The organism is Falsiroseomonas sp. (assembly GCF_041690465.1).
In the GTDB taxonomy this organism is placed as follows: Bacteria; Pseudomonadota; Alphaproteobacteria; order Acetobacterales; family Acetobacteraceae; genus Falsiroseomonas.
Genome location: NZ_JAWLHG010000006.1, coordinates 179,422 through 203,815, shown reverse-complemented (window position 1 = coordinate 203,815; position 24,394 = coordinate 179,422). Strand labels below are relative to the sequence as shown.

Sequence of the window (24,394 nt, the reverse complement as noted above, 5' to 3'; positions counted from 1 at the left end):
GGAACAGGGCACATGCACTACTCGATCTTCAGCCTCCTGAAGAATGCCGTCACCGGCAACAGGCTTTGGACTCCGGCGTGGCGCGACCCGCCGCCGAAGCCCTTCTATGACACGCTGATCGTCGGCGGCGGCGGGCATGGGCTGGCCACCGCCTACTATCTGGCGAAGGAGCACGGCATCACCGACGTCGCCGTGCTGGAGAAGGGCTATGTCGGCTCCGGCAATGTCGGGCGGAACACCACGATCATCCGCTCCAACTACTTGCTGCCGGCAAACACGCACTTCTACGAGAAGTCGCTGCAGCTATGGGAAGGGCTGGAGCAGGACATCAACTACAACGCCATGGTCTCGCAGCGCGGCGTGCTGAACCTATACCACTCCGATTCGCAGCGCGACGCCTATGCGCGTCGCGGCAATGCGATGCGGCTGGCGGGCGTGGATGCGGAACTGCTGGACGCCGCGGCGGTGCGCGCCATGGTGCCCGGCATCGACATGGACAGCGCCCGCTTCCCGGTGAAGGGCGGCCTGCTGCAACGGCGCGGCGGCACCGTACGGCACGACGCCGTCGCGTGGGGCTATGCGCGCGCCGCGGACCGCCGCGGCGTGGACATCCTGCAGCACACGGAGGTGGCCGGCATTCGCGTGGAAGCCGGCCGCGTCACCGGCGTCGAGACCACGCGCGGCTTCATCGGCGCGAAGCGCGTCGGGCTTGCGGCGGCCGGCAATTCGGGCCGCGTCGCCGCCATGGCCGGGCTGCGCCTGCCGATCGAGACGCATGTGCTGCAGGCCTTCGTCAGCGAGGCGGTGAAACCGGTGCTCGACATGGTCGTCACCTTCGGCGCGGGGCACTTCTACGTCAGCCAGTCCGACAAGGGGGGCCTGGTTTTCGGCGGTGATATCGACGGCTACAACACGTACGCCCAGCGCGGCAGCCTGCCGGCTGTGGAGGAGGTGATGGAGAGCGGCGTTGCGCTGTTTCCCGCCTTCTCCCGCCTGCGCTACCTGCGCCAATGGGGCGGCGTGATGGACATGAGCATGGATGGCTCGCCCATCATCGACCGCACGCCGATCGACGGTCTCTTCCTCAATTGCGGCTGGTGCTATGGGGGGTTCAAGGCGACGCCCGCCTCGGGCTGGTGCTTCGCGCACACCATCGCCACCTGCGCGCCGCATGCGCTGAATGCCGGCTTCCGCCTCGACCGCTTCGCCACCGGCGCGGTGCTGGACGAGAAGGGTGCCGGCGCCCAGGCGAACCTTCACTGAGAGCGCCACCATGCGAATCACCTGCCCTCACTGCGGCGAGCGCGGCAATGACGAGTTCACCGTGCTCGGCGCCGCCGATCCCGTGCGCCCCGCGCCCGATGCGCCGCTTGAGGCGTGGGTCGCCTATGTGCATGAGCGCGAGAACGCCCGCGGCGTCCATCGCGAGTTGTGGCATCACCAGCATGGCTGCCGCACTTGGCTGGTGGTGGAGCGCGATACCTGGACCCATGCCGTGATCGGCGTGCGCGCGGCGCGGGAGACGCCGGCATGAACGCGCCGCAGGGGCCGGTCACGCCGGCTCGCGAGAACCTTGCGAGCGGCGCGGCAGCGCCCACGCAACCCTGGCGGCTGAAGACCGGCGGCCAGATCGATCGCACGCGTACCCTCTCCTTCAGCTTCGACGGAAAGCGCTTCGCCGGTAATCCCGGCGACACGCTGGCCTCGGCGCTGCTGGCAAATGGTGTGCGGCTGGTCGCGCGGTCGTTCAAGTATCACCGTCCGCGCGGCATTCTCTCCGCCGGCGCGGAGGAGCCGAACGCGCTGGTGGAACTGCACAGCGGCGCACGGCGGGAGCCGAACACGCGCGCCACGCAGATCGAACTGTTCGAGGGGCTGGAGGCGCGCAGCCAGAACCGCTGGCCGTCGCTCGCCTTAGACCTCGGTGCGGTGAACGGCTTCTTCGCGCCACTGATCGCGGCGGGCTTCTACTACAAGACGTTCATGTGGCCGGCTTCCTTCTGGGAGAAGCTCTACGAGCCGCTGATCCGCCGCGCCGCAGGCCTCGGCCGCGCGCCGGACGGGCCGGACCCCGACCGATACGAGCGCGCGCATCTGCATTGTGACGTGCTGGTCGTGGGCGGCGGTGCGGCCGGCCTCATGGCGGCGCTTGCCGCCGGTCGCGCCGGCGCGCGCGTGTTGCTGCTGGAGGAGGATGTGGCGGTCGGCGGAAGGCTGCTCTCGGAAGTCGAGGAGGTGGATGGCCGCCCCGGCGCCGAATGGGCGCGGCAGGTGGAGTCGGAACTCGCCACGCTGCCGCGCGTGCGGATCCTGCGCCGCACCACTGCCTTCGCGCTGCTCGATGGCGGTGTCGTCACGGCCTTGGAGCGCGTGGCCGACCACCTGCCGCAGCCGCCGGCGCATCTGCCGCGGCAGCGCTACTGGAAAATCGTCGCGCGCCGCGTCGTGCTCGCCGCCGGCGCAATCGAGCGGCCGGTAGTGTTCGGCGGCAACGACCGCCCCGGCGTGATGCTCGCCGGTGCCGTGCGCAGCTACGTCAACCGTTTCGCCGTGCTGCCCGGGGCGCGTGCGGTGGTGTTCACCGCGGGCGACGATGGTTGGCGCAGCGTCGCAGACCTCGCCCGCGCCGGCGCGCGGATCGAGGCCGTGGTGGATGCACGGCGTGAGGTGCCAGCAGCGCAGGCACAGCTTGCTTCGCAGCTTGACGCGCGGCTCGTCGTCGGTGGACGTGTAGTCGGCACGCAGGGCGGGCGGCACCTGGTCTCGGTGCAGATCGCCAACGCGCAGGGCGGCGAGGAGGGCGTGGGAGCGGACCTGCTCGCCATGGCCGGTGGCTGGAATCCCTCGCTGCATCTCTCCTGCCATCTGGGCGGCCGGCCGCGCTGGGACGAGGCGATCCATGCCTTCGTGCCCGGCGACCTGCCGGCCGGGATGGGCGTTGCCGGCGCCGCGCGTGGCCGCTTCTCCACCCATACCGCCCTGGCCGAGGGCGCGCGGGAGGGCGTGGCGGCCGCGCGGGATTGCGGTTTCGCGAGCAACGGCCCGGCGATTCCGCGGGCGGAGGACGCGCCGGGCGATCTCGCGCCGCTCTTCCACGTGCCACGCGGACACGGCAAGGCCTTCGTGGATTTCCAGCACGACGTCACGGACAAGGATGTCGCGCTGGCGCATCGCGAAGGCTTCCGCAGCGTCGAGCACCTGAAACGCTACACCACCCTTGGCATGGCGACCGACCAGGGCAAGACGGCGAATGTCACGGGGCTGGCGGTGATGGCCAACATCACCGGCCTCGGCATTCCCGGCACCGGTACCACCACGCATCGCCCGCCCTGGACGCCGGTGGCCATCGGCGCCATTGCCGGCCCGCATCGCGGCCGGCATTTCCGCCCCGCGCGTCGCACGCCGCTGCATCGCTGGGCCGCCGCGAACGGCGCCAGCTTCGTCGAGGTCGGGCCCTGGTACCGCGCCGAATGGTACGCCCGCCCCGGCGAGGCTGGCTGGCGCGACAGCGTGGACCGCGAGGCTCTCGCCGTGCGCGCCGGCGTCGGCGTCTGCGACGTCTCCACCCTCGGCAAGATCGAGGTGGTCGGCCCTGGTGCTGCGGCGTTGCTCGATCTCGTCTACGGGAACATGATCTCGACCCTTGCGGTTGGTCGCGTGCGCTACGGCGTGATGCTGCGCGAAGACGGCTTCGTGATGGATGACGGCACCGTCGCGCGCCTCGCGCCCGACCGCTTCTTCGTCACCACCACCACGGCGAATGCCGGCAAGGTGATGCAGCATATGGAGTTCTGCCACCAGGTGCTGCGGCCGGACCTGGACGTTTCACTGCTCTCGGTCACCGATGCCTGGGCGCAGGTCTCCATCGCCGGGCCACGTGCGCGCGACCTGGTGGCGGCGGTGATCGATCCCGCGCCGGACATCTCCAACGGCGCACTGCCGCACATGGCCTGCATCGAGGTGAGCGTCGCCGGCGTGCCGTGCCGCCTGTATCGCCTCTCCTTTTCCGGCGAGCTGGCCTATGAGCTCGGTGTGCCGGGCGACTACGGCGAGGCCGCGATGCAGCGCATCATGGCGCGCGGCGCGCCGCTCGGCGTCACGCCCTATGGCACCGAGGCGCTCGGCGTGCTGCGCATCGAGAAGGGGCATCCGGCCGGCGGGGAGCTGAACGGGCAGACCACGGCCCGCGACATCGGCCTCGGGAAGATGGTGTCCACGAAGAAGGACTGCATCGGCCGCCGCCTGGCCGAGCGTCCGGCGCTGGTGGATCCGGCGCGGCATGTGCTGGTCGGGCTGAAGCCGGCGGACGGGCGCTCGCCGATCCGCGCCGGCGCGCATCTCTACGAGATCGGGGCGCAGGTCGTGACATCGAACGGCCAGGGCTACGTGACCTCGGCCTGCCACTCGCCGACGCTCGGCATGCCGATCGCGCTGGCGCTGCTGGATCGCGGCGCGGAGCGCGTCGGGCAGCGGATCCGCGTGCTCGATCCCCTGCGCAATGGCGATATGGATGCGGAGGTCTGTTCGCCAGTCTTCGTCGATCCGGAGGGAGGTCGGACCCGTGGCTGATCTCACGATGCTACCGCGCTCGCCGCTGGCCGGGCATCTGCCGCCGGGCCGGCATGGCCGTGCCGACGGCGCCCCGGGTGTGGCGGTGACCGAGCGCGGCGACCTGGCGGCCGCCTCGCTCGCGCTGCGCGCCGGCCAGGACGCCGCCTTGGCCATTGCGCTGCTGGATGGCTTCGGCCTGGCTCTGCCGCAGCGCGCCGGCTGCACCGCCGCCGGTGCGCTCGAGCTGGTCTGGACCGGGCCTGGACAGTGGCTCGCCCTGGATGCGGGGCGCGAGGACGTCGCGCGCTTCGGCTTTGCGCGTGCTCTTGCCGCCCAGCTAGGTGGCGCCGCCTCCGTCACCGACCTGACTGGAGCGCGCGCCGTGCTGCGGCTCTCCGGCCCTGCCGTGCGCGAGATGCTGGCAAAGCTCGTCCCCATCGATCTGGATGAGTCGGTCTTCCCGCCCGGCGCCGCCGCGCTGACGCTCGCGGGCCATATGGGCGTCACGCTCTGGCGTCCGCCGACGGCGGAGGACGCCTGGCACATCGCGTGCTACCGCTCCTTCGGCGAGAGCCTGGCGCATGACGTGCTGGAAGCCGCAGCGGAATTCGGCTGCGAGGTGTCCGCAACGACGTGACGCGCGGCACGGGATATGGGCAGGATCCACGCCATGGCGACGGCCCGCTCCCTGCCGGCCACCTCCGGCCCACCCGATCCGCGCGGACGCGACCGGCGCCCGCGCGTGCCGGTGCGGCACAACGGGCGCAGCGGACCGCGTCGCATCGGCTTCCTCCTCATCCCGGGCTTCGCGGTGCTGGCCTATGGCTGCGCGATGGAGCCCTACCGCGCTGCCAACGAACTGGCGGAGGAGGCGCTCTACACCTGGCGGCACATCTCGCCCCATGGCCGCCCGGTGGAAGCCTCGAATGGCATCGCGATCCTGCCCGACCAGGGCATCGACCGGCCTTGCGAGGTGGACGACCTGCTGCTCTGCGCCGGTGGCAACCCGACGGAGTTCGAGGATCCCGCGACGCTCGCCTGGCTGCGCGCCCAGGCGTCGCGCGGCATCCGCATCGGAGGCGTCTCCGGCGGAACGGAGATCCTGGCGCGCGCGGGCCTGCTCTCCGGTTACCGTTGCACGGCGCACTGGGAATATATCCCGGCAATGCGGGAGCGTTTCCCGGACCTGCTGCACACGCAGTCGCTCTACGAGATCGACCGCGAGCGCTGCACCTGCTCCGGCGGCACCGCCGCGCTGGACATGGCGGTGGCGCTGATCGAGGCGGAATACGGACGGCCGCTGGCGCACGCGGTCGCGGAGTGGTTCCTGCATACCCGTCCGCGCGACAAGGACGAGCCGCAGCGGATGAGTCTGCGCGAGCGCTACGAGGTCGGCCATCCCGGCCTGCTGCAGGTGCTGGCGGAGATGGAGGAGGCGCTGGAGGATCCGCTGCCGCGCGCGGAGCTCGCCCACAGCGCAGGCGTCTCCGTGCGGCAGCTCGAGCGGCTGTTCCGCGCACATCTCGGCCGCAGCTGCTGCTCATGTCCACCTCCACCAGCATCGCGCCGCGGCTGTTCCGCCAGGTGGCCTTCAACCCAGTAGAGGATTTCGCGCTGGTCGGCACCATCGGGTTCGCGCCCAACGTGCTTGTCACCGGGCCGCGCGTGACCATCGGTTCGATCACCGAGCTGATCGCGGAGGCGAAGAAGGCGCCGGGCCGGCTGCGCTATGCCTCCTCCGGCCCGGGGTCCGGATCCTGGATCGGCATGGAGCTGCTGAAATCCATGGCGGAGATCCAGCTGGAGGAGATTCCCTACAGCTCCACGGCACAGGCGACGACGGACACGATCAGCGGCCAGATCGAGCTGCACTGCCCGAGTCTGGCCGGGGCCATGCCGACCCTGCTCGCGGGGCACTTCCGCGCGCTCGGTGTGACCAGCGCACGCCGCAGTCCGAGCGCGCCCGACATCCCCGCCATCGCCGAGACCGTGCCCGGCTATGATTCCGCCGGCTGGTATGCGCTGGCCGCGCCCGCCGGCACACCGGAACCGGTGCTGGCGCGGCTGAACACGGAGCTGCAGGCGATGGTGACGGAGCCCACGGTGAAGACGGCGCTGGCCAACACCGGAGTGGACGCTGATCCCGGCTCGCGCGGCGCCGCGTCGGAGGCCATGCTGGCCGGCATGCGGCGGCTGACGGCGCTGATGGACCGGATCGGCCACCTGCCACGGTAGGATCGACGCCGATGAGCATGACGACCCGCGAAGCTGGTGAGACCTATGCGCAGCGCCCGGCGCTGCGCGGCACGCGCCACATGGTCTCGGCAGGCCATTACGGCGCGGCGCATGCCGCCTTCGCCATTCTGGAAGCCGGCGGCAACGCCGTGGATGCGGCAGTGGCAGGCGGCATCGCGCTGGGCGTGCTGCAACCGGATATCGTCAACGTCGCCGGCGTCGCGCCGATCATGCTGCGCATGGGCGATGGCGAGGTGTGGACCATCGCGGGCCTGGGCACCTGGCCCGCCGCGACGGATCCCGAGCTGTTCCTGCGCAACCACAACGGCGCGATTCCGGATGGCGTGCTGCGCACCGTGGTGCCCGCCGCACCGGATGCCTGGATCACCGCGCTCGCCCGCTTCGGCACGATGCGCGGGTGCCGACGTCTATACCTGCGGGCCATGGTGCCAGGGGCCGGCCCTGGGGCAGGCGCTCAACATCCTCGATGCGGCGGCGCTGCAGGCGGCGGGCCACAACTCCGCGGACTACCTGCACTGGATCGCCGAGGCGCGGAAGCTCGCCTTCGCCGACCGCGAGGCCTTCTACGGTGATCCGAACCACGTGGATGTGCCGATCGCCGGCCTGCTCGACCCCGTCTATGGCGCCGCGCGCCGCGCGCAGGTCGATCCCGCCCGCGCCTGGCCGGAGATGCCGCCCGCCGGCACGCCGCCTGGCGCCGCGCCGCGTGGCACGGCACCGGGCGCCGGGGCGGCGTGGCGCGAAGGCCCGCCGTGCGACCTGCCGCGCGACACCTCCTACATCTGCGTCGTGGATCGCTGGGGCAACACCGTCTCCGCCACGCCGAGCGATGTCTCGAACGACACGCCTGTCGTGCCGGGCACCGGGCTCTGCCCCTCTTCCCGTGGCTCGCAATCCTGGACCACGCCGGGGCATCCGAGCCGGCTCGCCCCTGGGAAGCGGCCGCGACTCACCCCGAATCCGGCGATGGCGGTCGCACCCGGACGCTTCGTGCTGCCTTTCGGCACGCCGGGCGGCGACGTCCAGACCCAGGCGATGCTGCAGACTTTGCTGAACGTGCTGCTGTTCGGGATGGACCCACAGGACGCGGTGGAGCACCCGCGCATCGCCACCTACAGCTTCCCGGACAGCTTCGAGCCGCACGCCTACCATCCCGGGCGCCTCTGCATCGAGGCGCGGATCGCGCGCGCCACCGGCGAGGCGCTGGCGGCGCGCGGCCACCAGGTGACCTGGTGGCCGGAGCGGATCTGGCGGGCCGGGGCGGTCTGCGCAATCCACGCTGACCTCGGCACAGGCATCCTGACGGCCGGCGCCGATCCGCGCCGGCCCGGCTACGCGCTGGGCTGGTAGCGCTGACGCTTCAACCGGCGGCGAGGGCGCGCAGCGCTGCCTGGCGCTCCGACGCAGCCGCCGCCAGCCTTTCGCGCCATGCTCCGACGCGCGCCTCGTCTGCCGTCAGCTGTTCCCTCATGCGGGCGGCCATGCGCCGCACCTCTGCGGGCGCCGTGCCGCCGGGCACGGTGCGCGCGGCGACCGAGCGGGTGGGATCCAGAGCCTGCGCCACCGCGCTGGCATCCAGGTCCGCCGGCCGACCGGCAACCTCCACGGCCGCCGCGTCCACGATCTCGACCGTCGCCTCATGTGCGCCGCGCCCGGCCTCCATCAGCCGCCGCACCACCGCGCCTGCGACGTGGTGGGCGGTGCGGAAGTCCATGCCGGCGCCGCGCACCAGCGCATCGGCCAGGTCGGTTGCGGTGGAGAAGTTCGCCCGTGCGCGGGCCAGCAGCAGCTCCGCGTTCGGCTCCGCCGTCGCCGCGGCGATGCCGGCAAGCGCCAGCGCCCGCTCCGTCTCGGCGAGCGCCGGCCAGATCATCGCCTGGCCTTCGCGGTGCGCATCCAACGTATTGGTGAAGTGGCTGCCGCGGATGATTGCGCCGGCCGAGGCGAAGGCCGCCACGACATGCCCGGCCTTGCCTTTCAGGTGCTCGAGCACGACCGGGTTCTTCTTCTGCGGCATGATCGAGGAGGTGCCGCAGACCGAGTCCGGGAACTCGATCGAGGAGAATTCGTGGCTGACCGCGACATGCATGTCCTCGGCGAAGCGGCTCAGCGTGAGGGCGAGTTGCGCGGCGGCCGCAACCACCTCCACCGAGAAATCCCGGCTGGCGACGCAGTCCAGCCCGTGCTCGAGGAGCCCTTCGAAGCCGAGCAGCCGCGCCGTCAGCGCACGGTCCACGGGGAAGGTGGTGGTGGCGAGCGCCGCAGCGCCCATCGGCGAAAGGTTGAGCCGGGGCCAGGCATCCAGCAGCCGCGCCGCGTCGCGCTCCAGCGCGGAGGCGAGGCCGGTGAGATAATAGCCGAAGGTGATAGGCTGTGCGGGTTGCAGATGCGTGTAGCCAGGCATCACCACTTCGGCGAAAAGCGCGCCGCGAGCGATCAGGGTACGGCGCAGCGCGGCGGCGCCGTCGAGCAGGCGCAGCACCGCGTCGCGCACACGCAACCGGTCGAGCGCAGCGGAGAGGTCGTTTCGGCTGCGCGCGATATGCAGCCGGCCGCCGGGATCGGCGCCGACGAGCGCGATCAGTCGCGCCTCGACGTTGAAGTAGGCGTCCTCCAGCGCCGGGTCGGGCGTGATCGCATCGGGTCCCTCGTCCTCCATCTTCAGCAGCCCGCGGGCAATCGCGGCAGCCTGCGCCGGCGTCACGATGCCCTGGCGCGCAAGCATGACGAGATGCGCGGCGTTCAGCGCGCCGAGATAGGGGAAAGTGAGCACCAGTTCGCCCGCCAGGCGTGGGGTGTAGATGTGCTCCAGCACCTCCGGCGCAATCCCCTGGGCGAGGCGGCGGCTGACCTTGGATGCGTGCGACATGGGGCTACTCCGGAAGGGGACTCAGAGGCTCGACGCGTCGGGCGCGCGGATGGTGCTGGTGGAGGAGCGGCCGAGCCGGCGTTCGAGCCGGCGCGACAGCCAGGTGAGGACCGAGCAGATGGAGAAGTAGACGAGCAGCACGAAGGTGTAGATCCCAAAGGCCGGATTAATGCCTTGCATCACCGTGCTGCGCTCGATGATGAGGCCGCCCGCCTTGAGGAACTCGGTCACGCCGACGAGCGCGCCGAGCGAGGTGGATTGCACGATCAGCGCCAGCAGCCCGGTGAAGGCAGGCAGTACCGCGCGCAATGCCTGCGGCCAAAGGATCAGCAGGTAGATCTTCCACAGCCTGAGGCCGAGCGCGGTGGCCGCCTCGCGCTGGCCGTTGTGCACGGCATTGATGCCGCCGCGCACGATCTCCGCCCCATTCGCGCCGCCCCACAGGGAGAGGCCGAGTGCGACGGCGGGGAATGGCTCCAGCGGCACGCCGAGAAAGGGCGCGCCGAAGAAGATGGTGAAGATGGTGACGATCAACGGGATATCGCGAAAGGTCTCGACGTAGAGCGCGACCAGCACGCGCACCCAGCGCGGCTTCACGGTGGCGAGCGTGCCGAGCACCACGCCCAGGATGGTGGAGGAGAGCAGCGTGACCGCGGCGAGCAGCAGCGTTGCGCGCAGGCCGATCAGCAGCAGCGGCGCGTTCTCGACGATGAGGGCGAGGCTGTAACTCATGCGCGGAAGGGCGCCTGCAACCGATGCTCGATGACCCGCACGGCAAAGCTGAGCGACAGCACCAGGACGAGATAGCCCACCAGCAGCACGGCCAGCATTTCGAAGGCGCGGAAGTCGCTGGCGATGCGGTCGAAGGCGACCCCCGCCAGGTCACGCAGGCCGATCGCCGAGACATAGGCGCTGTTCTTCACGAGCGAGACGCAGGTGTTGAGCATCGAGGGCAGTCCTACACGCACCGCAAGCGGCAGGCCGACAAGCCGAAGGTACTGCCCGCGCGAGAGGCCGAGCGCGCGCCCCGCCTCCCGCAGACCGGGCGCGATCGCAGCCAGGCCGCCGCGCACGTTCTCGGTCTGAAAGGCGCCGGCCCATAGGGTGAGCGCCAGCACCCCGGACCAGAACAGCGACAACGTGAGGCCGAGCGCGGGCAGGCCGAAGAACACGAAGAACAGCTGCACCAGCAGCGGGGTGTTGCGGATGAACTCGACATACGCCGCGACGAGCTGCGCCAGCACCGGCACGCGCATCACCCGCATGCTGGCGCAGACCAGCCCGATCACGATGGAGATCACCATTGCGATCAGGCTGATCTGGATGGTGAGCAGGAAGCCGGCGCGTAGCGCCGGCAACTGCTTCACCAGATAGGCGACGTCGAATTCCAAAGCCGTGGCTCAGCGGGCGTTCGGCCGCGGCTGCGTGAATGCCGCGGTGTAGGGCCCGCGGATCTCCGCCGGCACCCATTTCTCGAGCCACTGGGTGTAGAGCCCCTCGGACTTCATCCGCGCCAGCGCGGCGTTGATCCAGGCCATCCACTCCGGCTCGTTCTTGCGCAGCCCGACGGCAGCGTCGGAGACCGCGAAGGGCTCGCCCACCAGGCGCAGGTTCTGGTCGCGCGCGGCGATGACGATCAGCGTCGCCGCATCATGCGCATAGGCTTCGCCGCGCCCCTGCAGCAGGGATTGCAGCGCGTCCGAGGCGGTGTTGAGACGCAGCGTGTTGAGGTTCGGCATGTTGGCGTCGAACCAGGCGGCCTGGGTGGTGCCGCTCAGCATGATGACCGTGCGGCCCTGCAGGTCGTCCAGGCCGCGGATCGGGCTGTCGCGACGCACCAGCAGGTCGGATCCGCCCCAGCGATAGGCCTCGGAGAAGTCGACCACCCGCGCGCGATCGGGCGTGACGCCGAGGGTGGCGATCAGCAGGTCCACGCGGCGGGCGTTGAGCTGCGGGATGCGGTTGGCGGCGGTGACGCATTGCAGCTCGATCTTGTCGGCGCTGCCGAAGGCCCAGGCGGCCATCTGACGCGCCATCTCCACCTCCACCCCGGCGTATCCGCCATCGGGGCCGCGGAAGCCGTAGGGCGGCTGGTCGCAGCGCACGCCGGCTCGCAGCACGCCCTGCTCGCGGATGGATTGCGGCAGTGGTGGCAATTGCTGTGCCAGCGCCTGCCCGGCCGCGAGACCGAGCAGCAGCGCACTCGCTGCCAGACTCCTGCGGAATATCCTCACTCTCTTGCCTCCTTCGTGGTTGTGGTGGTGCTCCGGCGGGGTCGTCCCAGCCGTTCGGCCACGACCTCGCCCGGGTTGGCGGTGAAGTCGCGGAGGTGGTAGGCGGCGCTGGCCAGCTGCACGAAGGCCGCGGTGTTGGTCAGCGGCGGCACGGCCGGGAAGGGGATGTCGGCGAAGAAGGCACGCCGGTTGGTGCGGCCGAGCATCAGCTGCGCGGCGTGCCAGCCGAGGAATGTCATCAGTGCCACGCCGTTGCCGTTGCAGCCGACCGCGTGCATCACGCCGTTCTTCTCCGTCACATGCGCGATGCGATCTGCCGTCATCGCGACATAGCCGCCCCAGGCATGGGTGATGCGGATGGGCGACAGCTCCGGCCAGAAGCGGAGCATGCGCGCGCGCAGCGCCAGCGCCAGGCGCTGCGGCTCCACCTGCAACGCGCGGGGACGGCAGCCGAACAGGATGCGGGTGCCGTCCGGCGAGGGACGCGTGTAGGTCAGCTCCTTGCGGCTGTCGGTCACCATCCGGAGGCGTGGGATCAAGCGATCCATCATGCCTGGCGGAAGCGGCTCGGTCGCGATCTGGTAGCTCATCACCGGCACCAGGCGCTTCTGCAGCCAGGCGCTTGAGGTGTCGGTATAGCCGTTGGTGGCATAGAGCACGTGCTGCGCGCGGACCTCGCCGCGCTCCGTGGACACCTTGTGCCCGTCGCCGTCGCGCAGCGTGCCGAGCACGCGGGCATGGCTGAACAGCCGCGCGCCCGTGGCGCGGGCCGCCTCGCGCAGGGCGCGGTTCAGCTTGGCGGGATGCAGGCCGCCATAATCCTCCACGACGAAGCCGCCATGGAAGTAGTCGCTCCCCACCTCCTCGTGCTGTTCTTCGCGCGAGAGGATGCGGATGGTGACGCCGGTGCGCGCATGAAGCGTCTCCGCGTTGCGCTTCAGCGTCTCCAGGTGCTTCGGCGCGAAGGCGCCGAAGAAGCGGCCGCAGAGCTGCAGGTCGGCGTCCAGCTTCTCGCGGGTGATCAGGTCCTTCAGGAATTCGAAGGTGGCTTTGCTGTCCTCAAGCGCGGCGAGCTGCTTCTCTGCCGGCAGCCCCTTCAGTGCCGCGGTCAGCACCAGCTTCTGGCCGGAACTCACCATGCCGCCTGAGCGCGAGGAGGCACCGCCGCCGAGTGGCCCGGCATCCAGCACCGCCACGGAAGCACCGCCACGCGCCGCTTCCAGCGCCGCGGAGAGGCCGGCAAAGCCGCTGCCGATGACGACCAGGTCGACGCGCTTCGGCAGTGGTTCGTCACGCGCCGTCTCGGGAGGCGCAGCTTCCCACCAATAGGGCTGGGCGAGGAAGCCGGGATGGAAGGCAGAGCCGATCATGCAGCCATCTCCAACAGCGGCGGCGGCGCAGTGGCGGTGTCGCGCATGCCGGCGGAGGTGCCGATCAGCACCACGCGTGCTCCATCCGGCAGCAGGTTGGCCGCACGGGGCAGCGCTGCGAAGCAGGCGGCAGCGCACAGTTCAAGGAACAGGCCGTGCCGTGCGGCAAGGGCCGCCTGCGCGGCCTCCGCTTCCGCGTCGTCCACAACGATCGCCGCGCCACCGGACTCGCGCACCGCGCGCAGCGCCTGGTCGGTGGTCGTCGCACCGGCGGTGGACGCCTGGCGCGTGTTGCCGGAGAAAACATCGGTGATACGCGCACGCCCGGCGAGCACCGCGGTGAGTCGCGGGAAAGGCTCCACCGCGATCAGCCGCGGCACGGCATGCCGCGAGAGACCCGCTTCGCGCAGCGCTGCGAAGCCGGTGGCGAGGCCCCAGATGGTGTCGCCGCGTGCCGTCGGTACGAAGATGGCGTCCACCCCGTCCGACATTGCGGCCGCAATCTCGAAGGCGAGCGTGCGGTAGCCTTCGACGCCCCAGGCGCTGCTGCCGACGGCGGGCAAGGCGTGATTGGTGGCGGGATACCAACCTTCCGCCGCCAGCCTTGCCGCGACGGTCCATCGCGCGGTGCTGTCATGTGCGCCGAGCACGCGCGCGCCGTGGGCATGCAGGGCGCGACGCACCGCGTCGGGCACGGCCGGCGTCACCACGACGCAGCATTCCAGGCCGGCGCGTGCCGCATACGCCGCGAGCGACACGCCCGCATTGCCCGAGGAGGCGCAGACCACGCCGCGCGCGCCGATCTCCCTCGCGCGGGCGAGGACCAGCGGCGACATGCGGTCCTTGTGGCTGCCGGTCGGGTTCATCCACTCGGCCTTCACGGCGAGCGAGCCGAGCGAGTCCGGCGCACGCAATTCGATGAGTGGCGTGCCCCCTTCGCCCATCCCGTCCCAGCGCAGATAGGGAAGCCAATCGCCGGCTTCCGCCATGCGGGCACCCGGCGGCGGCAGCCTGCGTTCGCGCGGCGCGTAGATGGCGGCAAGGCTGGTGGGCGTGCCGGCGGCTCGTGCGCGTGGGCAGCCTTCGGGCCAGTCGCCGACGGGCAGGTCCGGGCCGCCATCGAGTGGCCGGAAGCCGAGCAGGTCGGGATTGCGCCGGATCGCCGCACCTTCCATGCGGCGCATTGACGCGCGCCCGCATCCATGCCGTCAAATGCCTTGTGTCGCAGCTTCCATGCGACAAAGGCATGGAGGGGCGGATGGAGCTGAAGCAGGTGGAGGCCTTCCACGCCGTGGCGCGGCATGGCGGCTTCTCCCGCGCCGCGCGCGCGCTGAACGTAGGGCAGCCTTCGCTCACGCGTTCCGTGGCGCGGCTGGAGGCGGGCATCGGCTTCCCGCTGTTCCTGCGCGGACAGGGTGCCGCACGCCTCACGCCGGAAGGCGAGGCATTCCTGCGCGAGGTGGAGCGTGCTTTCAGCGGTCTCGACCGGTTGCGCGTGGCGGCGCAGGACATCCGCAATTTCGGCACCGGACGGCTGCGCCTGGCCTGTCTGCCGGCGCTGGCCGGGGGAGTGATGGTGGATGCGCTCGCCCGTTTCCTGCGGAGCCGGCCGGCGGCGACGGTGGCGTTGCAGGTGCGCCCTTCCACCACCGTCTACGAATGGGTGGCAACGCGACAGGCGGATTTCGGCCTTGCCGCGCCGCGCAGTGGCTTCCCGGCCGTGGAGGAGGAGGAGTTCCTGACCTTGCCGGGCGTGCTGGTGGTGCCGCGCGGCCACCGCCTGGCGCGGCGCCGCACGCCGGTCAGCCCAGGTGACATCGCTGAGGAACCATTCCTTGCGCTCGCGCTGGAGGACGGCACGCGGCACAGTTCCGAGCAGGTGTTCCGCACGGCGGGAGTCGAGCCGCGCATCCGGCTGGAGACACCGTACAGCGCAACTCTCTGTCGCCTTGTCGCGGCGGGGCTCGGCGTCGCGCTGGTCAATCCGCTGGTGGCGGCGGACGAGGCACGCGGGCTGCCGATCGTTGCACTCCCCTTTGCGCCGGCCGTACCCTTCCGGTACCTGCTGCTGCGCGCGCGTGGCGGTGGCCGCGACCGGCTGGCGGAGGCTTTCGCCACGGAGCTGCTTGCGCATGCCACGCGGCGTGACACGGGCGGCTGATGGGCTATTCCACCCGCGCCCCGGACGCGCGCACCAGCGGCTCCCACGCCGCGATCTCGTCGCGCAGGTACTGCGCGAAGCGCTGCGGCGAGTAGCCGCGCATCAGTACAGCATCGAGCGAGACCAGCCGCGGTCCGGTTTCCGGATCCGCCAGCGCGCGGTCCACTGCGCTGTTGAGCTTCGCGACCAGCTCAGCCGGCATGTTGGCAGGGCCGAACAGGCCGAACCAGGAATAGGCCTTGTACGGCGGCAAGCCCGCCTCGGCGAGCGTCGGCACCTCCGGCATGACCGGCGAGCGCTGGTCACTGGCGACGAACAGCACGCGTGCGCCGCCGCTCTCCTGATGCGGCTTCAGCGCGCTCAGCACCTCATGCGTGAACTGCACCTCGCCGGCGAGCAGTGCGGTAAATGCGGCGCCGGCGCTGCGATAGGGCACGTGCACCACGTTTGTGCCGGTATGCGCGACGAAGTTGGCGCCGGCCAAGTGACTGGTCGTGCCGACGCCATTGCTGGCGTAGTGGTACTTGCCGGGATTCGCCTTCAGCTCCGCAATCAGCTCCTGCGCGGTGCGCACGTTCCAGCCGCGCGTCGTCGCCGCGAGGGCGAGCGGCACATAGACCGTTGGTGCAATCGCGGTGAGGTCGCGTAACGGGTCGTAGGGCAGGTTAGAGTAGAGGTGCACGGCGATGCCGACCGCCGACAGCGCAGCGCAGACCAGCGTATAGCCATCGGGCGCGGAGCGCGCGACATAGTTGGTGCCCACGGTGCCGCCGCTGCCGACGCGATTCTCCACCACGACCGACTGACCGAGGATCTCAGAAAGCTTCGGCGCCAGCACGCGCATCGTGACGTCGGTGGCTCCGCCGGCGCCGTAGGGCACGATCACCCGGATGGGGCGGTTGGGAAACGGTGCCTCCTGCGCTCGCAGGAGGCCGGGCAGGGCGAGCCCCGAGGCGGAGAGCGCGACGAGGCTCCGACGGCGCATGCCCGGTGGGCGGCTGGGTGGGCGGCTGGCATCCTGGGGTCCCATATTCTCGTCCCTCCCTGTTGCGTCACGCGCGAAGCAGCGTCGTGACCTCCTCCATGCGGTTCAGCTTCTCAAAGCGCTGCAGCCGTTCCAGCGCCGCCGCGGCGCGCTCCGGCGGCAGGGCGTCGCGGGCACAATCGAGGAACTTGGCGCCGAGCTCGTCCTCGCCCAGCGGGTCGTCGGGGTGACCATGCGGCACGACCCGCACCTCTCGCCGCGTGTCGCCACCTGCCAGAGAGACCAGCAGCGTGGCGCGCTCGGACGATTCCGTGACTGGCAGGTCACTGCGCAGCTCAGGATCCACGCGCATCTCGATGCGCTCGATCATGGCCGCGATGGAGGATCGCGCGATGGCCGCCTCGGTGAAGCTCGCCATGCTCAGCGAACCATCCTCCAGCGTCGCAGCGAGGCAGTAGGGCAGGCTGAAGCGTGCCTCCGAAGGGGTCGTCGGCACCCGGTAGCGCAGATTGGCCGCGGCAATGCCCGAGACCAACGCCTCGATCCGGACCACATCCGCAGCATCCGTTCGCAGCCTGCGCAGCGCATCGACTGGCCGGTGCGTGGAAGCGCAGCAGGGATATGCCTTGAGCCATACACCGTACTGCTCCATTGCCGGCGGTGCGCCGAGCCGGTCGGCAAGCCCGGCGAAGCCGGGCGCTGCGTCACCGGCCATCATCTCGAGGTAGCCCCACTTCCCGTCGAACGCTTCCTCGATGCCTTCCAGGCCGGCCGCGGCCAGCTGCGCCGCGATCATCCCATTCTTGGCGGCGAGCCCGGCATGCAGCGGCTTCGCCGCGGTGCCGAACTGGCGCTTCGATCCGCCGGCCATGCTGGTGGAGAGCGAGAGCGCCATCGCCATCCGCCGTGCATCCAGCCCGAGCAGCCGCCCGCAGGCCGCCGCCACGCCGGGGCTGCCGAGCGAGAGCGTGGTGTGCCAGCCGCGCCGGTAATGTTCCAGGTTCATTGCCTCGCCGAGCCGCGCCATGACCTCGAACCCGACGAGATAGGCGTCCAGCAGTTCGGCCGCGCCGGCGCCGGTGGTCTCCGCCAGCGCAAGCAGCGCCGGCACCAGCGCGGCGCTTGGGTGCGACATCGAGGGTTCGAGCACGTCGTCGTAATCGATCGCATGCGCCGCAGTGCCGTTGATCAGCGCCGCCGCCGGCGCGGGCATGCCGCCTGCCGCGCCAACGACGAAGCAGCCGCCGCTGCCCCAACCGGCACTGCCGCGCCGCACCGCTGCGACGGCCGGCTCCGACTGGCCGGCCAGCATCACCGCGAGCGTGTCGAGGACGGCGCGCCGCGCGCCGTCGCGGCAGGCGGCCGACCAGTCACGCGGCGCCTCTGCGCACCAGGTGGCAAGGATTGCAGTGGGGCCCTGCGTCACGGCATGTACTCCGGTCAGTCGGCGCGTGCGCCGGAGGCCTCGACAAGCGGACGCCAGGCGGTGACTTCCTCCTGCACGAAGGCGGCGAACCGTTCGGGGGTCCAGCCGCGCATCGGCGGCGTGCCCATCTGGTTCAAGCGCTCGGCGACGTTGGTGTCGGCCAGCGCGTGCTCCACCGCGGCGGCCATGCGGTTGATGATCGGGCGTGGCGTGGCCGCGGCGGCGAACAAGCCGAACCAGGAATAGGCCCTGTACTCCGGCACCCCTGCTTCGCGCATCGTCGGCACGCCTGGCAGCTGGTCAGAGCGCTCTTCGGCGGTGACGAACAGGCAGCGCGCCTGCCCGGATTCGTGATGTGGCCGCAGCAGGCCGTAGATGTCGTGCATGTAGTGGATCTCGCCCGCGAGCAGCGCCGCGATGGTCTGCGCGCCGCTGCGGTACGGCACGTGCTCCAGCTGCGCGCCGATGCGGGTGGCGAAGTTGGCGCTGGCAAGATGCCCCGTCGCGCCGACGCCGTTGCTGCCGAACTGGTAGCGCCCCGGGCTGGCGCGCAGCGTGCTGATCAGCTCTTCGGCGGTTCGGATGTTCCAGCCGCGCGTGGTGACGCAGAGCGTCAGCGGCACCCAAATCGTCGGCGCCACCGCCGCCAGGTCGCGCACCGGATCATACGGCAGGTTGCGGTAGAGAGCCGCCGCAATGCCCGTGGATGAAAGCGTCGCGTGCACATAGGTGTAGCCATCCGGCGCCGATTTCGCGACATGGTCGGTGCCGACCGTGCTGCCCGCGCCCGGCCGGTTCTCGATAACGACCGGCACGCCGAGGAACTCGCTCAGGCGCGGCGCCATGGCGCGGATCGAGATGTCGGTGCCGCCGCCGGGGCCGAAGGGCACGACGATCCGGATCGGCTGGCTCGGCCAAGCCGGCTGTGCTGCCACCGGAAGGGCGGGTGCGGCGACCAGCAGGGCAAGAGCGGCGAGCAGTCGACGCCGGAGCGATGGGCTGGACGGATGGGGCATCGAGGCTTCTCCGGTTGCTTGCACGGCGCCGCCCCGGGGAGTCCGGCACGGCCCCACCTCAAGGCGGGAAGGCTACCGACGCCTCCGATCCACTGTAAACAACCCAGTCCGCAGGGATGCATAATGTGGCCTTATGCCCGGAGTCGGATACGCGCCATGAACGCCCGCCAGATCGAGGCCTTTCGCGCCATCATGCGGTGCGGCACGCTGACCGGTGCGGCGGCTGCGCTGGGTGTGTCGCAGCCCGCGCTCAGCCAACTGCTGTTGCATGCCGAGGACCAGCTCGGCTTCAAGCTGTTCCAGCGCCAGCGTGGAAGGCTGGTGCCGACGCCGGAAGCCGAGCAGCTCCTGCCCGAGGCCGAGCGACTGCACCGAGACTTCGAGGGCTTCCGCCGCTTCGCGATGGAGCTGCGGCGCGGCCAGGCGGGAACCGTGCGGCTCGCCTGCTCGGCGCCGCCGGCGCTTTCCTTCGTGCCGCGCGCCTTGCAGGCGTTCCGCAAGGCCTGCCCGGCGGTGCGTCTGGTTTCCAACGTGGTGCCGGTGAGCGTGCTGACCGAGATGCTCGGCCGCGGCGACGCCGATCTCGGCGTGGCGATGAGCGACCGGCCGCAGCCGCTGATCCGCACCGAGACGGTCGGCGGCAGCGAAATCGTCTGCGTGCTGCCGGCGGGTCATGCGCTGGCCATGCGCAAATCTGTCGGTGCGGCCGAGCTGGCAGGCGAAACGCTGATCTCCTACCGCGCCGATAATCTGCCGGGCGAGCTGCTCTCTCGCGGGCTGGCGCAGGAGGGGCTGGCCTTCCGGCCGCAGGTCGAGATCGATGTCTCGGTGATCGCGCTGTCCTTCGTGCGGCAGGGCATCGGGATCGCGCTGGTGGACGGACTTCTGCCGTGGGACGATTTCAGCGGGCTGGTGGTGCGGCCCTTCCGCCCGCGCATCGCGTTGCCGATAACGCTGATGACCGGCACCCGTAAGCCGCTCTCCCTCGCGCAAGAGAAGCTGCGCAGCCTGCTGCAGGAGGCGCTGCGCGACTATGCCGCCTCGCCTGCCGCCCGCGGGCTGGTGAAGGCCACGATATAAGGCGGCCTTATCCGCAGCCCCCGACTCCGGGATTTACGCGCTGCCCGCGCGGTCGGATAGAGTCGGCGCGGTTCCCGGGAAGAGGTTGCGCGCGCATGGGCTGGCGGCTGGGTGTGGATATCGGCGGCACCTTCATCGACTTCTGCGCGCTGGACGAGGCAACCGGCGCGCTATGCACGCTGAAGGTCCTGACCACGCCCGCGGAGCCGGGGCGCGAAGTGATGGAGGGCCTGGCGCTGCTGCAGGCGGAGCATGGCCTCGACCCCGCCGGCATGACGGCCTTCGTTCACGGCACGACCGTCGGCATCAACACGGTGATCCAGCGCAAGGGCGCGCCGCTGGCGCTGTTCGCCACCGCGGGATTTGAGGACGTAATCGAACTGGCACGGCTGCGCATGCCGGACATGTACAGCATGCTCTGCACCCGCGCCGATCCGCTGGTGCCGCGCGACCGCATCTTCGGGATCGGCGGCCGCATCTTGTCGGACGGCAGCGAATCCGAACCGCTCTCCACGGAAGACGTCCGCCGTGCTGCGGCGCTGGCGCGCGAACGCGGTGCGCAGGGCGTGGTGATCGCGCTGCTGCATGCCTGGCGCAACCCGGCGCATGAGCGGGCGGTGAAGGCGATCCTGCGCCGGGAAGCGCCGGACCTCTTCGTGTTCGGCTCGGCCGAGGTCTGGCCGGTGATCCGCGAATACGAGCGCACCACCACCGCGGTGCTGAACGGCTATGTGCATCCGCGCGTGGATTTCTACCTTGACCGGCTGGAGGCCGCATTGCGCGAGCGCAGCGTGCCGGCGCGGCCGATGATCACCAAATCCAACGGCGGCATCATGGCGGCCTCGCTCGGCCGTACCGCCTGCATCGGCATGTTGCTCTCGGGCACCGCGTCGGGCGTGATGGGCGCGTCCTTCCTCGCGCGGCAGGCGGGGGTGGCGAATGCGCTCACGCTCGACATCGGCGGCACCAGTGCCGATGTGGCGCTGGTGATTGAGGGGCAGCCGCAATTCGGCACCGGCGAGATGATTGGCGAGTTCCCGCTGCATGTGCCGAGCGTCTCCGTGACGTCCATCGGCGATGGCGGCGGCTCGATCGCCTGGGTGGACGGCTTCGGGATGCTGAAGGTAGGGCCGGAGAGCGCCGGCTCCTCGCCCGGCCCGGCCTGCTACGGCCGCGGCGGCGACCGCGCGACGATCACCGATGCGATGGCAGTGCTCGGCTTCCTCGGCCACACGCCGCTAGCCTACCGCTCCGTCAGCATGGATCGCGGTCGCGCCGAGGCAGTGGTGGGCGGGCTCGCGCATCAGCTTGGCCGGGGGATGGAGGAGACCGCGGAAGCAGTGGTGGAGGTCGCCGTCTCCTCGATGTTCGCAGAAGTGAACAAGCTGATCGCCCGCTACGGCGTGGACCTGCGCGACTTCACGCTGATGCCGTTCGGCGGTGCCGGCCCGATGCTGGGCTGCCTGCTCGCGCGGGAACTGGGTATGGCGCGGGTGATGATCCCGCGCCGGCCCGGCGTGGTCAGTGCACTCGGCGGGCTCATCGCCGATGTGCGCAACGACTTCATCCGCACGCTGTTCCTTGACCTGGTGCAGGCAAGCCTGCCGATGCTGCGCAGCGCGCTGGCGGAACTTGGCGCGCAGGCCGAGCGCTGGCTACGGGATGAGCAGGGCTTCACCGGCCCCTCGGCCATCACACTGCTGGCCGAGATGCGCTATCACGGCCAGTCGTTCGAGCTGGAAGCCGCGATCGAGCCCGGCTGGATCGAACGCGGCGAACTCGGTGCGCTGTGCGATGCCTTCCACCGCCAGCATGAGGCCGTTTATGCCTTCAGCGATGGCGCCGCGCCGGTGCAGTTGGTGAACCTGCGCCTGGTGATTGCTGGCGCCACCGCCCCGCCCGACTTTCCGCCCGAGCGGCGCGTGGACGGCGCGCCGGCGCCCGCACGCTTGGTGGAGGTGTTCCACGATGGCGCCCGCCGACGCATGCCGCTCTACCTGCGCGAAGCGCTGCACCACGGCCACGCCTTTGCCGGGCCTGCTATCGTTGCGCAGGAGGATGCGACCAGCTGTATCCCCGCCGGCTTCGCCGCCCGCGTGGATGCCCATGGCAACCTACACCTGGAAGCAGAAGGCTGAGGGCGCGCGAGATGGACAAGGTCACCCTGCAGGTCTTCGCCAACCACGCCCGCGCCGCGGCCGAGAACATGGCCTACACGCTCTACCGCACGGCGCATTCCACCTTCGTGAAGGAGACGGAGGACTTCACGGTCCAGATCACCGACCCCGACGGCAACGTGATCGCCGTGCCGATGGACCTCGGCGCCACCTGGTATCCTGGCCTCTACTACGGCCGCGCCATCCGCATGATCGAGGAAGGCTACGAGCCCGGCGATATCGGCTTCACCAACGATCCTTACAGCGGGTTTCTGGCGACCCACGCGCCCGACATGCACATGTGGAAGCCGATCTTCCATGAGGGCGAGATCGTCGCCTATGCCACCGGCCACATCCACAACACCGACATGGGCGGCGCGGTGCCGGCCAGCCTCTCCCGCGCGCTGACCGAGATTCACCAGGAAGGCATTCGCTTCCCGCCGATGAAGATGGTGCGCGCCGGCGTGCTGAACGAGGAAGTGGTGCGTATCATGCTGCTCAACGTGCGCAAGCCGGAGCAGAACCTCGGCGATCTCAAGGCGTTCCGCGGCGCGCTCGACACCGGCGAGCGGAAGATCCGCGCCATGCTGGCCAAGTTCGGCGCGGCCGGCTTCAAGGCGGGTTGCGCCGGTCTGCTCGACTACGCCGAGCATCAGGCGCGCGAGGTCCTGCGCTCCATTCCCGATCGCGAGTACGACTTCTGCGACTACTGCGATGAGGACGGACCGAACGGGAACCCGGTGCGGCTGGCCTTAAGGCTCTCCATCCGCGGCGATAGCGCGGTGCTGGACTTCACCGGCACCGATCCGCAGCTCACCTCGGCGCTGAACGTGCCGACCGGCAGCGATCCGCGGCACACGCTGCTGCTGGTGGGGGTCTACTACGTGCTGACCGCGCTCAATCCGCAGATCCTACTGAACTCCGGCCTGACGCGACCCTTCACCTGCATTGTGCCGGAAGGCACGGTGCTGAACCCGCAATTCCCCGCGGCCGTTGGCATGCGCAGCCTGACCTGCGGCCGACTGCGCAGCCTGGTGTTCGGCGCCTTCAGCCTGGCGGTACCGGAGCGCATGCCCGCCGCACCGGCCGGCAATTCCTCCATTCTCAACGTGATGACCACCGACAACCGCACGCATCGCAGCGTGCTGGCGGCGATCAATCCGGTGGTCGGTGGCGCCGGCGGCTTCCCCACACGCGACGGCACCAACGGATCGGGCGCCGATGCCGCCTATCTCAAGAACACGCCGATCGAGATCACCGAGACGGAGGTGCCGATCCAGATCACGCGCTACGGCCTGATGCCGGACAGCGGCGGGGCCGGGCGGTGGCGCGGAGGGCTCGGCACGGCGCTCGACTTCACGGTGTTCGCGCCGAATTCGCGCGTCACCGCGCGCAACCGCGACCGCTGCCGCTTCCGCGCCTGGGGCACGTTGGGAGGCAAAGCGGGCAAGCCCTCCGATTTCGTACTTAACCCCGGCACGGCGAAGCAGCGCGTCCTCGGCAACATCGATACCATTGCGTTGGATCCGGGCGAGGTGCTGCACATCCATTCTCCCGGTGGCGCTGGTCGCGGTAGCCCGCTGGACCGCGAGCCAGAGCGGGTACTGCGCGACGTCCGCTACGGCTATGTCTCGCCGGCGGCGGCGGAGGCCGAGTACGGGGTCGTCATCCGCGGCGGTGCGGTGGACATCGCGGCGACCGAAGGGCGCCGTGCCGAGATGCGCGCGGAGGAGACGGGCGGCCATTTCCACTTCGGCCCCGAGCGCGACGCGTTCGAGCGGATCTGGACACCGTCGGCGTATGCCGAACTCACCGGCATCCTCGCTGCGCTGCCGGTGCACTGGCGCTTCTTCGTCAAGACACGGCTGTTCGAGCAGTTGCGCGACCAAGCGGCCGAGGACGGCGCCACCCGCATTCGTGCCGCCTACGAGGCGTTGCGCCGCACGACTCCGGGGCTGGCCTAGGCGCGCCGTTTCAGCGCTTCATCTTCCCGACACTGCGGGTGATGGCCAGACTCAGCACCGCTCGGCCGCGGAATCCGTTGCCGATTGCCAGCGAGCCGTCGCCGACCACCATCCAGGCGGCCTGGTAAGCGGCGCGGGGCTGCTTCGTGCGCCCGGCCGGATCTGCGGCGTTGGTTTTCCCGATCTCGGCCGCCGCCTTCGGCCGGCGGCCCCGGTTTACCTTCGCCGCGGAGCAGGGCTGCCCGGCTGCGATCTGCTCCATGGTTGCGTGCTTCTGGATCTGAATGACCAAGCGCAGCGTCGGTGCCGGTGCAGCCGACGCCGCG

21 protein-coding genes and 1 pseudogene are annotated in these 24,394 nt (G+C 70.5%); 12 read left to right on the top strand and 10 right to left on the bottom strand.

Going from position 1 to position 24,394, the window contains the following annotated elements; all coding sequences use genetic code 11:
- The first annotated feature begins 12 nt into the window (after nt 1–12).
- From ACESM1_RS09380 to ACESM1_RS09345, 8 genes and pseudogenes are all read left to right on the top strand, one after another.
- Nucleotides 13–1,263, top strand: a complete 1,251-nt coding sequence (locus ACESM1_RS09380) for a sarcosine oxidase subunit beta family protein (protein ID WP_372619494.1) — start codon at nt 13–15, stop codon at nt 1,261–1,263.
- A gap of 10 nt (nt 1,264–1,273) precedes the next feature.
- Nucleotides 1,274–1,534, top strand: a complete 261-nt coding sequence (locus ACESM1_RS09375) for a sarcosine oxidase subunit delta (RefSeq protein WP_372619492.1) — start codon at nt 1,274–1,276, stop codon at nt 1,532–1,534.
- Entirely contained in the window at nt 1,531–4,569 is a 3,039-nt protein-coding gene (locus ACESM1_RS09370; protein ID WP_372619490.1) for a sarcosine oxidase subunit alpha family protein, read from the top strand. The genes ACESM1_RS09375 and ACESM1_RS09370 overlap by 4 nt, the downstream gene beginning before the upstream one ends.
- Entirely contained in the window at nt 4,562–5,188 is a 627-nt protein-coding gene (locus ACESM1_RS09365; protein ID WP_372619489.1) for a sarcosine oxidase subunit gamma, read from the top strand. The genes ACESM1_RS09370 and ACESM1_RS09365 overlap by 8 nt, the downstream gene beginning before the upstream one ends.
- Before the next feature lie 33 nt (nt 5,189–5,221).
- On the top strand, nt 5,222–6,154 hold the full coding sequence (locus ACESM1_RS09360) for a GlxA family transcriptional regulator (protein WP_372619487.1): 933 nt from the start codon (nt 5,222–5,224) through the stop codon (nt 6,152–6,154).
- Entirely contained in the window at nt 6,094–6,786 is a 693-nt protein-coding gene (locus ACESM1_RS09355) for a Bug family tripartite tricarboxylate transporter substrate binding protein (protein WP_372619485.1), read from the top strand. Before ACESM1_RS09360 ends, ACESM1_RS09355 begins: the two co-directional genes overlap by 61 nt.
- An 11-nt stretch (nt 6,787–6,797) precedes the next feature.
- Nucleotides 6,798–7,187 (top strand): annotated as a pseudogene (locus tag ACESM1_RS09350) (gamma-glutamyltransferase); the annotation flags it as partial.
- Nucleotides 7,126–8,157 carry a gamma-glutamyltransferase gene (locus ACESM1_RS09345; protein WP_372619483.1) on the top strand — a complete coding sequence of 344 codons (1,032 nt, stop codon included), beginning with the start codon at nt 7,126–7,128 and terminating at the stop codon, nt 8,155–8,157. The pseudogene ACESM1_RS09350 and the gene ACESM1_RS09345, both read left to right, overlap by 62 nt.
- Nucleotides 8,158–8,167: 10 nt before the next feature.
- Here the strand turns inward: ACESM1_RS09345 and argH are convergent, their stop codons facing one another.
- Genes argH through ACESM1_RS09315 form a run of 6 tightly spaced genes read right to left on the bottom strand, consistent with a single transcriptional unit; the run spans nt 8,168 to nt 14,464 of the window.
- Complete coding sequence (gene argH, locus ACESM1_RS09340) at nt 8,168–9,676, bottom strand: argininosuccinate lyase (protein WP_372619482.1); 1,509 nt, start codon at nt 9,674–9,676, stop codon at nt 8,168–8,170.
- A 21-nt stretch (nt 9,677–9,697) separates the two neighbouring features.
- A complete protein-coding gene (locus ACESM1_RS09335; RefSeq protein ID WP_372619480.1) occupies nt 9,698–10,408 on the bottom strand; it encodes an amino acid ABC transporter permease in 711 nt (236 codons plus the stop codon).
- Nucleotides 10,405–11,067, bottom strand: coding sequence for an amino acid ABC transporter permease (locus tag ACESM1_RS09330; RefSeq protein ID WP_372619478.1), 663 nt, complete (start codon nt 11,065–11,067; stop codon nt 10,405–10,407). Before ACESM1_RS09330 ends, ACESM1_RS09335 begins: the two co-directional genes overlap by 4 nt.
- A 9-nt stretch (nt 11,068–11,076) precedes the next feature.
- Nucleotides 11,077–11,910 carry a transporter substrate-binding domain-containing protein gene (locus ACESM1_RS09325; protein WP_372619476.1) on the bottom strand — a complete coding sequence of 278 codons (834 nt, stop codon included), beginning with the start codon at nt 11,908–11,910 and terminating at the stop codon, nt 11,077–11,079.
- Nucleotides 11,907–13,280, bottom strand: coding sequence for an NAD(P)/FAD-dependent oxidoreductase (locus ACESM1_RS09320; RefSeq protein ID WP_372619474.1), 1,374 nt, complete (start codon nt 13,278–13,280; stop codon nt 11,907–11,909). The genes ACESM1_RS09325 and ACESM1_RS09320 overlap by 4 nt, the downstream gene beginning before the upstream one ends.
- A complete protein-coding gene (locus tag ACESM1_RS09315; protein WP_372619473.1) occupies nt 13,277–14,464 on the bottom strand; it encodes a pyridoxal-phosphate dependent enzyme in 1,188 nt (395 codons plus the stop codon). Before ACESM1_RS09315 ends, ACESM1_RS09320 begins: the two co-directional genes overlap by 4 nt.
- A 74-nt stretch (nt 14,465–14,538) precedes the next feature.
- Here ACESM1_RS09315 and ACESM1_RS09310 point away from each other — a divergent pair, with 74 nt between their 5' ends.
- On the top strand, nt 14,539–15,441 hold the full coding sequence (locus ACESM1_RS09310) for a LysR family transcriptional regulator (protein WP_372619472.1): 903 nt from the start codon (nt 14,539–14,541) through the stop codon (nt 15,439–15,441).
- 4 nt (nt 15,442–15,445) lie between these two features.
- On the opposite strand, the gene ACESM1_RS09305 is transcribed toward ACESM1_RS09310, so the two are convergent.
- The 3 genes from ACESM1_RS09305 to ACESM1_RS09295 all read right to left on the bottom strand — a co-directional run bounded on the left by ACESM1_RS09305 (nt 15,446) and on the right by ACESM1_RS09295 (nt 18,868).
- Nucleotides 15,446–16,426: a Bug family tripartite tricarboxylate transporter substrate binding protein gene (locus ACESM1_RS09305; protein WP_372619470.1), complete on the bottom strand. Its 981-nt coding sequence runs from the start codon at nt 16,424–16,426 to the stop codon at nt 15,446–15,448.
- A 67-nt stretch (nt 16,427–16,493) separates the two neighbouring features.
- On the bottom strand, nt 16,494–17,852 hold the full coding sequence (locus ACESM1_RS09300) for an MmgE/PrpD family protein (protein WP_372619469.1): 1,359 nt from the start codon (nt 17,850–17,852) through the stop codon (nt 16,494–16,496).
- Between the two features lie 14 nt (nt 17,853–17,866).
- A complete protein-coding gene (locus ACESM1_RS09295; protein WP_372619467.1) occupies nt 17,867–18,868 on the bottom strand; it encodes a Bug family tripartite tricarboxylate transporter substrate binding protein in 1,002 nt (333 codons plus the stop codon).
- A gap of 156 nt (nt 18,869–19,024) precedes the next feature.
- Here ACESM1_RS09295 and ACESM1_RS09290 point away from each other — a divergent pair, with 156 nt between their 5' ends.
- From ACESM1_RS09290 to ACESM1_RS09280, 3 genes are all read left to right on the top strand, one after another.
- Nucleotides 19,025–19,948: a LysR family transcriptional regulator gene (locus ACESM1_RS09290; RefSeq protein WP_372619465.1), complete on the top strand. Its 924-nt coding sequence runs from the start codon at nt 19,025–19,027 to the stop codon at nt 19,946–19,948.
- A 95-nt stretch (nt 19,949–20,043) separates the two neighbouring features.
- Nucleotides 20,044–22,086: a hydantoinase/oxoprolinase family protein gene (locus ACESM1_RS09285; protein WP_372619463.1), complete on the top strand. Its 2,043-nt coding sequence runs from the start codon at nt 20,044–20,046 to the stop codon at nt 22,084–22,086.
- Nucleotides 22,087–22,097: 11 nt separating this feature from the next.
- Nucleotides 22,098–24,068, top strand: a complete 1,971-nt coding sequence (locus tag ACESM1_RS09280; protein ID WP_372619462.1) for a hydantoinase B/oxoprolinase family protein — start codon at nt 22,098–22,100, stop codon at nt 24,066–24,068.
- Between the two features lie 10 nt (nt 24,069–24,078).
- Here ACESM1_RS09280 and ACESM1_RS09275 read toward each other — a convergent pair whose 3' ends face one another.
- Nucleotides 24,079–24,330: a hypothetical protein gene (locus ACESM1_RS09275; protein ID WP_372619460.1), complete on the bottom strand. Its 252-nt coding sequence runs from the start codon at nt 24,328–24,330 to the stop codon at nt 24,079–24,081.
- Between the last annotated feature and the right edge of the window lie 64 nt (nt 24,331–24,394).

Excerpts from the sequence above, each read along its gene's own strand:
- ACESM1_RS09380 (WP_372619494.1), top strand. The coding sequence starts at position 13 with ATGCACTACTCGATCTTCAGCCTCCTGAAGAATGCCGTCACCGGCAAC.
- ACESM1_RS09375 (WP_372619492.1), top strand. The coding sequence starts at position 1,274 with ATGCGAATCACCTGCCCTCACTGCGGCGAGCGCGGCAATGACGAGTTC.
- ACESM1_RS09370 (WP_372619490.1), top strand. The coding sequence starts at position 1,531 with ATGAACGCGCCGCAGGGGCCGGTCACGCCGGCTCGCGAGAACCTTGCG.
- ACESM1_RS09360 (WP_372619487.1), top strand. The coding sequence starts at position 5,222 with ATGGCGACGGCCCGCTCCCTGCCGGCCACCTCCGGCCCACCCGATCCG.
- ACESM1_RS09355 (WP_372619485.1), top strand. The coding sequence starts at position 6,094 with ATGTCCACCTCCACCAGCATCGCGCCGCGGCTGTTCCGCCAGGTGGCC.
- ACESM1_RS09345 (WP_372619483.1), top strand. The coding sequence starts at position 7,126 with ATGGCGTGCTGCGCACCGTGGTGCCCGCCGCACCGGATGCCTGGATCA.
- argH (WP_372619482.1), bottom strand. The coding sequence starts at position 9,676 with ATGTCGCACGCATCCAAGGTCAGCCGCCGCCTCGCCCAGGGGATTGCG.
- ACESM1_RS09335 (WP_372619480.1), bottom strand. The coding sequence starts at position 10,408 with ATGAGTTACAGCCTCGCCCTCATCGTCGAGAACGCGCCGCTGCTGCTG.
- ACESM1_RS09320 (WP_372619474.1), bottom strand. The coding sequence starts at position 13,280 with ATGATCGGCTCTGCCTTCCATCCCGGCTTCCTCGCCCAGCCCTATTGG.
- ACESM1_RS09315 (WP_372619473.1), bottom strand. The coding sequence starts at position 14,464 with ATGCGCCGCATGGAAGGTGCGGCGATCCGGCGCAATCCCGACCTGCTC.
- ACESM1_RS09310 (WP_372619472.1), top strand. The coding sequence starts at position 14,539 with ATGGAGCTGAAGCAGGTGGAGGCCTTCCACGCCGTGGCGCGGCATGGC.
- ACESM1_RS09305 (WP_372619470.1), bottom strand. The coding sequence starts at position 16,426 with ATGCGCCGTCGGAGCCTCGTCGCGCTCTCCGCCTCGGGGCTCGCCCTG.
- ACESM1_RS09295 (WP_372619467.1), bottom strand. The coding sequence starts at position 18,868 with ATGCCCCATCCGTCCAGCCCATCGCTCCGGCGTCGACTGCTCGCCGCT.
- ACESM1_RS09290 (WP_372619465.1), top strand. The coding sequence starts at position 19,025 with ATGAACGCCCGCCAGATCGAGGCCTTTCGCGCCATCATGCGGTGCGGC.
- ACESM1_RS09285 (WP_372619463.1), top strand. The coding sequence starts at position 20,044 with ATGGGCTGGCGGCTGGGTGTGGATATCGGCGGCACCTTCATCGACTTC.
- ACESM1_RS09280 (WP_372619462.1), top strand. The coding sequence starts at position 22,098 with ATGGACAAGGTCACCCTGCAGGTCTTCGCCAACCACGCCCGCGCCGCG.
- ACESM1_RS09275 (WP_372619460.1), bottom strand. The coding sequence starts at position 24,330 with ATGGAGCAGATCGCAGCCGGGCAGCCCTGCTCCGCGGCGAAGGTAAAC.